The following is a 12,009-nucleotide window of genomic DNA, read 5'->3' as shown; positions in this document are numbered from 1 at the left end:
CGGTGTATTTGTGACAGGGGGAGCCGCGTCCGCCGATGACCCACCGTTCGACGCGGGTGTCGCGCGCGCGTCCGGGTGCCGGCGGGCGCCCTGTGCCGGGGCTGCGGGCGTCTGCCCGGCCGGTCAGGCCTTGCTCGCCCGCGTCGTCTTCTTCGCGGCCGGCTTGGTGGTCTTGGCCGCCTTCGCGGTCTTCGCCGCGGTGGCGCCCACCTTCTTGGTGGCCGTCTTCCTGGCGGTGGACTTGGCCGCCACCGTCTTCGCCGCCTTGCGCGTGGCCTGCGCCGGGATGGCGTCGCTGACCCGGTCGGCGCCGAGGATGTCCCTCAGGAACTTGCCGGTGTGGCTGGCCGGTACGCCGGCGATCTGCTCCGGCGTGCCCTCGGCGACCACCAGGCCGCCGCCCGCGCCGCCCTCGGGGCCCATGTCGACGACCCAGTCGGCGGTCTTGATCACGTCGAGGTTGTGCTCGATGACGATGACCGTGTTGCCCTTCTCGACCAGGCCCGACAGGACCGTCAGCAGCTTGCTGATGTCCTCGAAGTGCAGACCGGTGGTCGGCTCGTCCAGGACGTATACCGTGCGGCCGGTGGAGCGGCGCTGCAGCTCGCTGGCGAGCTTCACGCGCTGTGCCTCACCGCCGGACAGGGTGGTCGCGGACTGGCCGAGCCGGACGTAGCCGAGGCCGACGTCCTTGAGTGTCTTCATGTGCCGGGCGATCGCGGGGACCGCCTCGAAGAAGTCGGTCGCCTCCTCGATCGGCATGTTCAGGACGTCGGCGATGGACTTGCCCTTGTAGTGGACCTCCAGGGTCTCGCGGTTGTACCGGGCACCGTGGCAGACCTCGCACGGGACGTAGACGTCCGGGAGGAAGTTCATCTCGATCTTGATCGTGCCGTCGCCCGCGCAGTTCTCGCAGCGGCCGCCCTTGACGTTGAAGGAGAACCGGCCGGGCATGTAGCCGCGGACCTTCGCCTCGGTCGTCTCGGCGAACAGCTTGCGGATGTGGTCGAAGACGCCGGTGTACGTCGCCGGGTTCGACCGCGGGGTGCGGCCGATGGGCGACTGGTCGACGTGGACGACCTTGTCGACGAGGTCGTCGCCGTCCACGCGCGTGTGCCGTCCGGGCACGCTGCGGGCACCGTTCAGCTCCCGCGCGAGGTGCGTGTAGAGGATGTCGTTGACCAGCGTGGACTTGCCGGAACCGGAGACGCCGGTGACGGCGGTGAACAGGCCGAGCGGGAAGGACACGTCGATGTCCTGCAGGTTGTTCTCCCGGGCCCCGTGCACGGTGAGCCTGCGGGACGGGTCCTGCGGACGCCGGACCTCGGGCAGCGGGATGGCCTTCTTGCCCGACAGGTACAGGCCGGTCTGCGACTCGGCGTTGTCCAGCAACTCCTTCACGGAGCCGCTGTGCACGACCTTGCCGCCGTGCTCACCGGCGCCGGGGCCGATGTCGACGATCCAGTCGGCGACCTTGATGGTGTCCTCGTCGTGCTCGACGACGATCAGCGTGTTGCCCATGTCGCGGAGCCGGACGAGGGTCTCGATCAGCCGGTGGTTGTCGCGCTGGTGCAGGCCGATGGACGGCTCGTCGAGGACGTACAGCACGCCGACGAGGCCGGAGCCGATCTGGGTGGCCAGGCGGATGCGCTGGGCCTCGCCGCCGGAGAGCGTGCCGGCCGCCCGGTTCAGCGACAGGTAGTCCAGGCCGACGTCGACCAGGAAGCGCAGCCGCTCGTTGACCTCCTTCAGCACGCGCTCGGCGATCTTCTTGTCCCGGGCGCTGAGCTTCAGCCGGCCCAGGAAGTCGGCGCAGTCGCTGATGGACATCGCCGCGACCTCGGCGATCGACTTGTCCATGACGGTGACCGCGAGGACGAGCGGCTTGAGGCGGGTGCCCTCACAGGTGGGGCAGGGCACCTCGCGCATGTAGCCCTCGAAGCGCTCGCGGCTGGCGTCGCTCTCGGACTCGCTGTGCCGGCGCTTGACGAAGGGGACGGCACCCTCGAACGCCGTGGTGTACCGGCGCTCGCGCCCGTAGCGGTTGCGGTAGCGGACCTCGACCTGCGTCCTGTGCCCGTGCAGCAGGGCCTTGCGGGCACGCAGCGGCAGCCCGGCGAAGGGGATGTCCGTACGGAATCCCAGTGCGTCCGCGAGGGCCCCGATCAGGCGGGCGAAGTAGTCCTTGGTGTGGCCGTGCGACCAGGGGTGGATGGCGCCCTCGTCCAGGGACTTGTCCGGGTCCGGGACGATCAGCTCGGGGTCGACCTCCATGCGCGTGCCGATGCCCGAGCAGTCGGGGCAGGCGCCGAAGGGCGAGTTGAAGGAGAAGGAGCGGGGCTCCAGCTCCTCGAAGGACAGGTCGTCGTACGGGCAGTACAGGTGCTCCGAGTACATGCGCTCGCGCTCGGGGTCGTCCTCGGGGAGGTCGACGAAGTCGAGCACGACCATGCCGCCCGACAGGCCGAGCGCGGTCTCGACGGAGTCGGTGAGGCGGCGCTTCGCCGAGTCCTTCACCGTGAGGCGGTCGACGACCACCTCGATGGTGTGCTTCTCCTGCTTCTTCAGCGTGGGCGGCTGGGAGAGCTGGACGGTCTCGCCGTCGACACGCGCGCGGGAGTAGCCCTTGGTCTGGAGGTCCGAGAAGAGGTCGACGAACTCGCCCTTGCGCTCGCGCACCAGCGGCGACAGCACCTGGAAGCGGCTGCCCTCGGGCAGCTCCAGCACCTTGTCGACGATGGCCTGCGGCGACTGGCGCGAGATGGGCCGGGAGCACTCGGGACAGTGCGGCTTGCCGATGCGGGCGAAGAGCAGGCGCAGGTAGTCGTAGACCTCGGTGATGGTGCCGACCGTGGAGCGCGGGTTGCGCGAGGTCGACTTCTGGTCGATGGAGACCGCCGGGGAGAGGCCCTCGATGAAGTCGACGTCCGGCTTGTCCATCTGGCCGAGGAACTGCCGGGCGTACGAGGAGAGCGACTCCACGTAGCGCCGCTGGCCCTCGGCGAAGATCGTGTCGAAGGCCAGGGAGGACTTGCCCGACCCGGACAGGCCCGTGAAGACGATGAGCGAGTCGCGAGGCAGGTCGAGCGAGACGTTCTTCAGATTGTGCTCGCGCGCGCCACGGACGATGAGACGGTCGGCCACGCCGGTCCGCACCTTTCTTGAGAGAAGTGACAGGGGCGGGGCCCCCGTCTTTCTCAGACTAGGGGGAGCCACTGACAACGCCGGTCGGATTCACCGGTTGTCAACAAACCCCGACTCCCCAGCATGCCCGACGCCGCACCCGACCATATAGCACGTGCATTCGATTTGCGGGCGTCGTCCGCCGCCTTCACCCGAACGTGTGGTGCCGTCTAGGGTCGACGGCATGATTGATCACGCGCGTGACCTGGCGTCTGTACACGACGCCACCGAGCGGCTGCTGAGCGCGGTCGGCAAACTGGACAACGCGGGCGTGACGGACCAGTCACGGCTACCCGGCTGGACCCGCGGCCATGTCCTCGCCCATCTCGCCCGCAACGCGGACGCCCTCGTGAACGTTCTGGAGGGCCGCCCCATGTACGTCTCCGCCGAGGCCCGCGACGCCGACATCGAACGGGACGCCCCGCGCCCGCTCGACGCCCAGCTCGCCGACGTGCGCGAGAGCGCGGCCCGATTCCAGGAGGCGGGTGCCGTCCCCGCCGACTGGTCGCGCACGGTCGCGCTGCGCAACGGCGTCACGGACTCGGCGTCCCGGGTGCCCTTCCGGCGGTGGGCCGAGGTGGAGCTGCACCATGTGGACCTAGGGATCGGCTACGAGCTGGAGGACCTGCCGGAGGAGTTCACCGAGCGGGAGACCGCCTTCCTGGCCGCCCGCTTCACGGGACACCCGGACGTGCCGTCCACGCGCCTCACGGACGGCACGCGCGCGTGGAGCACGGGCCGCGAGGAGGACGCGCGGACCATCACCGTCACCGGGACCCCCGCCGACCTGCTGGGCTGGCTCGCCGGGCGGCGCGAGGGAACCGCGCTGACCGTGGAGGGGGGCGCGCTGCCCGCGCTGCCGCCAAACCAACAACCAGCCCCCCGCCCCGCCCGCCCCCCCCCCCCGGCGCCGGGGTCCGGCGTTCGGGCCGTGCCGCAGGAGACGGGCGGCGCCTTGCCTCTCCCGCGTCTGCGGCGTGACGCGAACGACAGGCCCTAGGCTGGCGGTCATGACCTACAGCGGAGAGGTGCGGGTCGGCGGCCCCGCCCAGGTGCACGAGCTCAAAGATCTGATGATCACCAAGATCGCGGTCGGCCCGATGGACAACAACGCCTATCTGCTGCGCTGCCGGGCCACCGACGAACAGCTGCTGATCGACGCCGCGAACGACGCGCACACGCTGCTCGGCTCGATCGGTGACGACGGCATCGCCTCCGTCGTCACCACCCACCGCCACGGCGACCACTGGCAGGCGCTGGCCGAGGTCGTCGCGGCCACCGGCGCCCGCACGTACGCGGGCCGGCACGACGCCGAGGGCATTCCCGTGCCCACCGACGTGCCGGTCGACGACGGCGACGTCATCCGGGTGGGCCAGGTGGAGCTCACCGCCCGCCACCTCGTCGGACACACCCCGGGCTCGATCGTCCTCGTCTACGACGACCCGCACGGGCACCCGCACGTGTTCACGGGGGACTGTCTCTTCCCGGGCGGCGTGGGCAACACCTTCAAGGACCCGGAGGCGTTCGCGCGTCTGATCCGCGATGTCGAGACCAAGGTCTTCGACGTCCTCCCGGACGAGACGTGGGTCTACCCGGGGCACGGCGACGACACCTCGCTGGGCGCGGAACGCCCGCACCTGCCGGAGTGGCACGCGCGCGGGTGGTGAACGCCCTCCGTTCGCACCCCGTGTGATCCGTTCACCGGCGCCGCCCCTCCGCGCGCGCTGCCGGACCGGGCGGAGGGGCGGTCGACTGGTGGCAGCCCCGCGCAGGACGACGGCTCCTGGGCGGCGTGGGCCGCCGGTCCCCCCTTTCCCGCCCTCGGCCGGCGGCCCCGGCTCCTCAGGTGTCGGCCCGGCCCGTCCCCGCCAGCGCCGCGATCCGCTCCACACCGAACGCGTACCCCTGCACACCGCACCCGGCGATGACTCCGTCGGCTCGCTGCGACACGTAGGAGTGGTGCCGGAACGGCTCGCGCTGGTGGATGTTGGAGATGTGGACCTCCACCACCGGCAGCCCGTCGCAGGTGTTGAGCGCGTCCAGGATCGCGACGGACGTGTGCGAGTAGGCGGCGGGGTTGATCACGATCCCGCAGTGGTGCAGCCGTGCCTCGTGGATCCAGTCGACCAGTTCGCCCTCGTGGTTGGACTGGCGGAAGTCCACCGTGCCGCCGTGTGCCGCGGCGGCCTTGACGCACAGGGCCTCGACGTCGGCGAGCGTGTCGGAGCCGTAGATCTCCGGCTGGCGCTGGCCGAGCAGGTTCAGGTTGGGCCCGTTGAGGATCATGATCGGGGCGTTGGCCAGGGTGCGGGGCACGGTTCCTCCGGTCCGTTCGAGATGCGGCGGTCCTTGGCCGGCCGCCCGCTGGCCCCCGGTTTATCACGGTGCGCCTCCGCCGCGGCCGGCCCTACCCTCGCCGCATGACGACGATCATGTACCCGCCCAAGCCGTCGCCCGGAGACCGCGTCGCGGTGATATCCCCCGCGTCGGGACTTCCCGGGCTGTTCCCGCTGCCCTACGAGTTGGGACTGGAGCGGCTGCGTACCGAGTACGGCCTGGAACCGGTCGAGTATCCGGCCACCCGCAAGACGGGGGCGACGCCGCGGGAACGGGCCGACGACATCCACGCGGCCTTCGCCGACCCGGACATCAGGGCCGTGTTCGCGTCGATCGGCGGCGACGACCAGATCACCGTCCTGCCGCACCTGGACCGGGAGTTGCTGCGAGCCGACCCGAAGCCGTTCTTCGGGTGGAGCGACAACACGAACCTGCTCGCCTTCCTTCGCAACACGGGCATCGTCGCGTACCACGGCGCGAGCGTGATGTGCGAGCTGGGCCGGTCCGGTGCCATGCATCCGCAGACCGCCGATTCCCTGCGGGCGGCGCTGTTCACCTCGGGGCCCTACGACCTGCGGCCCGCCGAGCGCTGGAACGACGTCGACCGGGACTGGGCCGACCCCGCGGCGCTCGGGACGGAACCGGGGTCCCGGCCCGGTTCCGGCTGGTCGTGGGTCAACGGCGACCGGGTGGTCGAGGGCCGCAGCTGGGGCGGCTGCCTGGAGATCGTCGGCCAGCTGCTGATGGCGGACCGCGAGATCGCGCGCGATCCGGGCGAGTACGACGGGGGCGTGCTGTTCCTGGAGACCTCGGAGGAGCTGCCGAGCGCCGCGGAGGTCTTCCGGACGCTGCGCGCCATGGGCGAGCGCGGCCTGCTCCGGCGATTCTCCGCCCTGCTGATGGGCCGCCCGAAGACGTGGTCCTTCGAGCACCCCAACAGCCCCGGGGAAGGCGCCCGCTACGCGGCGGAGCAGCGGGAGGCCGTGCTGCGGGCGATGCGGACCTACGCCCCCGACGCGACGATCGTGTTCGACGTGGACCTCGGCCACACCGATCCGCAGGTCGTCGTCCCCTACGGCGGACTGGTCCGCGTCGACGGGCCCGCCCGGCAAATCGTCGTCACGTACTGATCCACGTACTGATCCACCTGCTGGTCCGCGTACCGGTCGCGTACGGTCGCGTACCGGCCCGGGCGGCCCGGCGCGGTGCCGGCTACGGGTTGATCGCGAGTTCCAGGTACGCGGCGAACAGCACCAGGTGGACGCCTCCCTGCAGGGGTGTGGCCCGCCCCGGCACGACCGTCAGCGAGGCCACCACCACGGTCAGCGCGAGCAGGATGATGTGGGTGGGACCGAGGCCCAGGACCAGTGGCCCGGAGAGCCAGACGGAGGCCAGGGCGACCGCCGGGATGGTCAGTCCGATGCTGGCCATCGCGGATCCGAGGGCGAGGTTCAGACTGGTCTGCACCCGGTCGCGGCGGGCGGTGCGCAGGGCGGCGATGGTCTCGGGGAGGAGTACCAGCAGGGCGATGATCACGCCGACGACGGCGTGATGGAGTCCCGCGGCCTCCACTCCGTCCTCGATGGTGGGCGAGACCCCTTTCGCCAGTCCGACCACGCCGATCAGCGCCAGGGCCAGCAGCCCCAGGCTGATCAGTGCGGTACGGGCGGACGGCGCGTGGGCGTGGTCCTCGACGGTGATCACCTCGCCCTGCCGGGTGATCGGGAGGAAGTAGTCGCGGTGGCGCACGGTCAGGGTCGTGATGAACAGCCCGTAGAGGACCAGTGAGGAGAGCGCCGCGAAGGTCAGCTGGACGGTGGAGAACTCAGGGCCCTGCGCGCTGGTCGTGAACGTGGGCAGCACCAGGCTGAGGGTGGCCAGGGTCGCCACCGTGGCGAGTGCGGCGCCGGTGCCCTCCGGGTTGAACACCGCCGTGCCGTGGCGCAGGGAGGCGACGAGCAGGCTGAGCCCGACCACACCGTTGCAGGTGATCATCACGGCCGCGAAGACGGTGTCCCTGGCGAGGGTCGCGCTCTTGTCACCGCCGTCCGCCATCAGGGTCACGATGAGGGCGACCTCGATGACGGTGACGGCGATGGCGAGGACGAGGGAGCCGAAGGGCTCACCGACCCGGTGGGCGACCACCTCCGCGTGGTGCACGGCGGCCAGGACGGACAGGGCGAGGACGATGGTCAGCACCGCCACGACCACGCCGGGCAGGCCGCGGCCCCAGGTGAGGATCAGCAGCACGACCGCGATCACGGGCGTGACGGTCGTCCACTGTGCGAGGAGCGCCCTGGGCCGAGTGATCATGCAGCGATCGTCGCAGAGGCGAACGTCCCCCGCACTCCCGGTCACACGGACGAGGACCGCGCTCGGCCGGCAGCGGCGCGCCGGGCGCCTCTCTCACGAGAGGCGCCCGGCGGGCAGTCGTGCGCGGGTCAGGCCTCGACGTCGTGCTTCTCCGCCTCCCGGGCGTCCGCTTCCGCCTGCTTCCGGGAGGCCCGGAGGCTGGTGATCGTGGTGACGATCAGGACCGAGCAGATCACGCCGAGCGAGACCGGGATGCTGATCTCGGGCACGTGGACACCGGACTCGTGCAGGGCGTGCAGCACCAGCTTCACGCCGATGAACCCCAGGATGATCGACAGGCCGTACGAGAGGTGGACCAGCTTCCTCAGCAGACCGCCGATGAGGAAGTACAGCTGACGCAGACCCATCAGGGCGAAGGCGTTGGCCGTGAACACGATGTACGGGTCCTGGGTCAGGCCGAAGATCGCCGGGATGGAGTCGAGCGCGAACAGGACGTCGGTGGTGCCGATCGCGAGCATCACGACCAGCATCGGGGTCATGACGCGCTTGCCGTTCTCCTCGATCCACAGCTTGGTGCCGTGGTACCGGTCGGCGACGCCGAACCTGCGCTCGGCGGCCTTGAGCAGCTTGTTCTCCTCGAACTCCTCGTCCTCCTCCTCGGCCCGGGCCTCCTGGATGAGCTTCCAGGCGGTCCAGATCAGGAAGGCTCCGAAGAGGTAGAAGACCCACGAGAAGCTGGCGAGGATCGCGGCGCCGGCGGCGATGAAGATCGCCCTGAGGACCAGGGCGATGAGGACACCCACGAGGAGCACTCGCTGCTGGTACTGCGAGGGCACCGCGAACTTCGCCATGATCAGGACGAAGACGAACAGGTTGTCGACGCTCAAGGACTTCTCGGTGATGAAGCCCGCGAAGAACTCGCCGGCGGGCTGGCCGCCGCCGAAGACGAGGAGCCCCAGTCCGAAGAGCCCGGCGAGTGCGATCCAGACGACCGTCCAGATCCCGGCTTCCTTGATCGACACGTCGTGCGGCTTGCGGCCGATGAAGAAATCGACCGCGATGAGGGCGGCGAGGCCCACGATGGTCAGGACCCAAAGGGTCACGGAAACTTCCACTTACGCCTCCGGCAGTACGTCACACGGCAGATGTCAGCGTCGTCGCTGCCGGAGGTCTCTTCCACCCCGGGCGTCCGGTGCGCGAGGCGCGTCCGGAGCCCACGGGCCGACGCCCCGGGATCTGGCCTGATCCGTATTGACGGGTACGCCGCAGTTGGCAGGGAGTACTCCCCTCCGTACGGAAAACAGTACCCGAATCACCAAGGAAAGGTAAAGAGGTAGGTAAAGGAACAGCCAAAACACCAGTTCAGGGTGGCTTTACGAGGACTTGGCGCGAGCCTTGGCTCACCGGTTCCACGAGCGACGGGCCGCGGCCACCGCGGTGAGCACCTGCCCAAGGACCTGGCTGCCGGGCGGCACGAGCGAGGGCTCGTACGTCCAGGCGTGGCCCACCCACGGGTCGGCCAGATGGTCGTCGGCCACCGGGGTCAGACGGAGCAGGGAACGCCACAGCGGGTCGAGCAGCGGTCCGTATCCCGCGGACTCCTCACGGTCGGCGACCAGCATCAGGTGCACACCCACGGCCGGGCCCTCGTCCGCGAGGTAGCGCAGCTGGTTCACCGCCCGGTCGTCGAAGCCGTGCGGGAAGTCGTTGACGATCAGGAGCTGCTGGGACGTGTCGAGACCGGGCGGCAGCGCGTCGGCGGCGCCTCCGCGCAGCGCCATCTGCACCAGGTCGACGCGCTGGGTGAGCCGGGCCAGCACGTCCGCCGTCCCCGCGGCGCCCTGGGCCGGCGGGGCGGCGAGCACTCCGCTCTGCACCAGCGGTGCCAGTCCCTGTGCCCCCGCTCCGGCCGGGTCGACGACGTGGACGGTGAACTCGCCCGCCGGGTAGACGGCGAGCAGCCGGGCCGCGTGCGCGACCGCCGACTCCAGCGCCAGGCGTCCCCTCTCGTGGGAGTCGGCGAACGAGCCGTCGAGGGAGCCGCCGGAGCGCCCGCTGTCGATCCACAGGCCTCGTTCGAGCGGCAGCCGGACGAGCATCGGTATGCGTATCCGGTCGGCCTCGGGCAGCCGGAGGTCGCCCAGGCGCACGGCCATGGGGATCTCCATGGGCACGCGGTAGGCGTGCCAGACGGGGTTGTCCCAGCGGGCGTAGGCGGCCGGCAGGGCGGGCTCGACGACCTCGGCCTCGGCGGCCAGCTGGGCGAGGTCCCGGTCGAGGGCTTCCCTGGCCTGCGCGACGAGCCGGCCGTACCGGGCGCGGGCGGCCTCGCGGGCGGCGTCGCCCTGCCCGCCGATCCGGCTGCGCGGATCGGCCAGGGCCTGGTCGATCTCCTTGTCCCTGCGCGACTCGGCGAAGTCGACGGCGCTGCGGTACGCGGCCGCGGTGCGGGCGAGGTCCTCGAACATGCCCCACACCTGGTTGTACAGCCGCTCGTCCATGGACCAGCCGGTGGCGTCGCCCGCGACGGGCCGGGCGGGCTGCCCGGGTGCGGCCGGGGGCGCGGTCGGGGCGGGCGCGGGCGGAGCCGCGTGCCGGCGGCGCGGGTGGCTGTAGTCGATGGGGCCGCCGCCCGCGGGGGCCGGCGGCGGGGTGACGCCGGAGGAGTCCCCCACCGCGGCGCCGCCCGGGTACGGCGGCTGCGGTGTGGACCGGCCCGGGCCGGCCGGTGTCTGCGGGCCGCCGGCGGCCTGGGGGTCGTACGGGGAGGCCGCCGGGGCGGAGCCGGGCGTGCCCTGGGGCGCGGCCGCCCCGTGGTCCGGGCCGGGCGCCGGGGCGGCCGGCTGCCGGGCGCGGTCGCCGTCCGCCGGGCGCGGCGCGGGCACCGAGCGGGCCAGGCCGCCGGCCACCGCCTCCTGGACCTGTCCGGCGAGCTGCCGGGCCTGCGGCAGGCCCTGGTCGGCGAGGAGCTCGGCGAGACCGCCCGCGTAGCCCTGGCCGACGGCCCGCACCTTCCAGGCGCCCTGCCGGCGGTAGAGCTCCAGGGCGACGACGGCCGACTCGGCCTCCAGGCCGGTGAGGGTGTAGCTGGCGACCTCGGTGCCGTCGAGGCCGGTGACGGCGACGAAGGGGGCGGCGACGGCGCCGAAGCGGGACGGGCCCGCCCCGCCGGCCGCGGCCAGGGCGAGCAGCACACTGACCCGGTGCACGGCGTCCGGCACGGCGTCCAGGTCCACCGCGAGCCGGTGGTCGGCGGCCGCCTGCCGGGAGACCTCCAGTCCGGGCAGCGTGGGCGAGCCCGGGTGGGCCACCCACTCGACGCCGTGGACCGTGCCGTTCTCGTCGCCGAGCGTGGCCGCGGCCACCACCGGCGTGCCGGCCGAGACCCGGACCTCCAGACGGGCCTCGGGAAGCGGGTGGTTCTGCCCCCGCACCAGCTCGGCCGTCATCGCCTTCCCCCCCTGTGTCACTCGTTGCGACTCGTGTGGTGTGCCGCGCCGGCCGCCCGTCCCCCGACGGGACGGCCCGGCGTCCGGCCCTACAGGACCGGCAGGATCGCCGGCATCAGGTCCTGGAAGGTGCGGCCGTTGGCCGGGGAGCCGAGGGCGGTCATCGCCCAGCCCTGTCCCGCCCGGTGCACCTTGGCCATGATCTGGGCCGTGAAGGCGCCGCCGCCGGCCAGCGTGTACCGGGCGAGCTCCTGGCCGTTGGTCTCGTCCACCAGGCGGCAGAACGCGTTCTGCACCTCCTGGAACGTCTGTCCCGTGAAGGAGTTCACGGTGAAGACGATCTGGTCGATGTGGACCGGGACGCGCTGCAGGTCGACGAGGATCGCCTCGTCGTCGCCGCCCTGGCCGACACCGCCGACCAGGTTGTCCCCGGTGTGACGCACCGAGCCGTCGTCGCTCACCAGGTGACGGAAGAAGACCACGTCGACCGGCTGCTTGTCCGCGAACAGCACGGCGGAGGCGTCGAGGTCGATCTCCCGGGTGCGCGAGCCGAACAGGCCGCGCCGGGGAGCCGCCTGCCAGCCGAGACCCATGCGCACCGACGTCAGGCTGCCGCCGTCGTTCTTCTGCAGACTGATGGCCTGACCCTTGGTCATGTTGACGGTCACGCGCTGATTCCCCTCTACGAACTGTCCCCTGTTGCCGCGGCGCCCGCGGTTGACCAGAA

8 protein-coding genes and 1 pseudogene are annotated in these 12,009 nt (G+C 71.6%); 3 read left to right on the top strand and 6 right to left on the bottom strand.

Annotation, left to right across the window (positions count from 1 at the left end; translation table 11 throughout):
- Positions 1 to 123 precede the first annotated feature (123 nt).
- Positions 124 to 3,144, bottom strand: coding sequence for an excinuclease ABC subunit UvrA (gene uvrA / locus ACFWJB_RS30750; RefSeq protein WP_386926286.1), 3,021 nt, complete (start codon positions 3,142 to 3,144; stop codon positions 124 to 126).
- Between the two features lie 223 nt (positions 3,145 to 3,367).
- Between uvrA and ACFWJB_RS30745 the strand changes: the two are divergent.
- Both ACFWJB_RS30745 and ACFWJB_RS30740 read left to right on the top strand, forming a co-directional pair.
- Positions 3,368 to 4,048: pseudogene (locus ACFWJB_RS30745) on the top strand (maleylpyruvate isomerase family mycothiol-dependent enzyme); the annotation flags it as partial.
- A 145-nt stretch (positions 4,049 to 4,193) separates the two neighbouring features.
- On the top strand, positions 4,194 to 4,850 hold the full coding sequence (locus tag ACFWJB_RS30740) for an MBL fold metallo-hydrolase (protein ID WP_385463844.1): 657 nt from the start codon (positions 4,194 to 4,196) through the stop codon (positions 4,848 to 4,850).
- Between the two features lie 175 nt (positions 4,851 to 5,025).
- Here the strand turns inward: ACFWJB_RS30740 and aroQ are convergent, their stop codons facing one another.
- Positions 5,026 to 5,499 (bottom strand): type II 3-dehydroquinate dehydratase, encoded by a 474-nt coding sequence (aroQ, locus tag ACFWJB_RS30735; protein ID WP_385463847.1) that lies wholly within the window; start codon positions 5,497 to 5,499, stop codon positions 5,026 to 5,028.
- A gap of 104 nt (positions 5,500 to 5,603) precedes the next feature.
- On the opposite strand from aroQ, the gene ACFWJB_RS30730 reads away from it, so the two are divergent.
- Positions 5,604 to 6,650: a S66 peptidase family protein gene (locus ACFWJB_RS30730; RefSeq protein ID WP_385463848.1), complete on the top strand. Its 1,047-nt coding sequence runs from the start codon at positions 5,604 to 5,606 to the stop codon at positions 6,648 to 6,650.
- An 82-nt stretch (positions 6,651 to 6,732) separates the two neighbouring features.
- Here ACFWJB_RS30730 and ACFWJB_RS30725 read toward each other — a convergent pair whose 3' ends face one another.
- From ACFWJB_RS30725 to ACFWJB_RS30710, 4 genes are all read right to left on the bottom strand, one after another.
- A complete protein-coding gene (locus tag ACFWJB_RS30725) occupies positions 6,733 to 7,833 on the bottom strand; it encodes a calcium:proton antiporter (RefSeq protein ID WP_385463851.1) in 1,101 nt (366 codons plus the stop codon).
- Between the two features lie 128 nt (positions 7,834 to 7,961).
- Complete coding sequence (locus tag ACFWJB_RS30720) at positions 7,962 to 8,948, bottom strand: TerC/Alx family metal homeostasis membrane protein (RefSeq protein ID WP_385463854.1); 987 nt, start codon at positions 8,946 to 8,948, stop codon at positions 7,962 to 7,964.
- Between the two features lie 285 nt (positions 8,949 to 9,233).
- Positions 9,234 to 11,282: a TerD family protein gene (locus tag ACFWJB_RS30715; protein WP_386926282.1), complete on the bottom strand. Its 2,049-nt coding sequence runs from the start codon at positions 11,280 to 11,282 to the stop codon at positions 9,234 to 9,236.
- An 89-nt stretch (positions 11,283 to 11,371) separates the two neighbouring features.
- Positions 11,372 to 11,950 (bottom strand): TerD family protein, encoded by a 579-nt coding sequence (locus ACFWJB_RS30710; RefSeq protein WP_385463860.1) that lies wholly within the window; start codon positions 11,948 to 11,950, stop codon positions 11,372 to 11,374.
- Positions 11,951 to 12,009 lie beyond the last annotated feature (59 nt).

This window comes from Streptomyces sp. NPDC127100 (assembly GCF_042724095.1).
Lineage (GTDB): Bacteria > Actinomycetota > Actinomycetes > Streptomycetales > Streptomycetaceae > Streptomyces.
Note: the sequence above shows the minus strand (reverse complement) of the source record. Positions and strands in the feature narration are given on the sequence as shown.

Excerpts from the sequence above, each read along its gene's own strand:
- ACFWJB_RS30740 (WP_385463844.1), top strand. The coding sequence starts at position 4,194 with ATGACCTACAGCGGAGAGGTGCGGGTCGGCGGCCCCGCCCAGGTGCAC.
- ACFWJB_RS30730 (WP_385463848.1), top strand. The coding sequence starts at position 5,604 with ATGACGACGATCATGTACCCGCCCAAGCCGTCGCCCGGAGACCGCGTC.
- ACFWJB_RS30725 (WP_385463851.1), bottom strand. The coding sequence starts at position 7,833 with ATGATCACTCGGCCCAGGGCGCTCCTCGCACAGTGGACGACCGTCACG.
- ACFWJB_RS30715 (WP_386926282.1), bottom strand. The coding sequence starts at position 11,282 with ATGACGGCCGAGCTGGTGCGGGGGCAGAACCACCCGCTTCCCGAGGCC.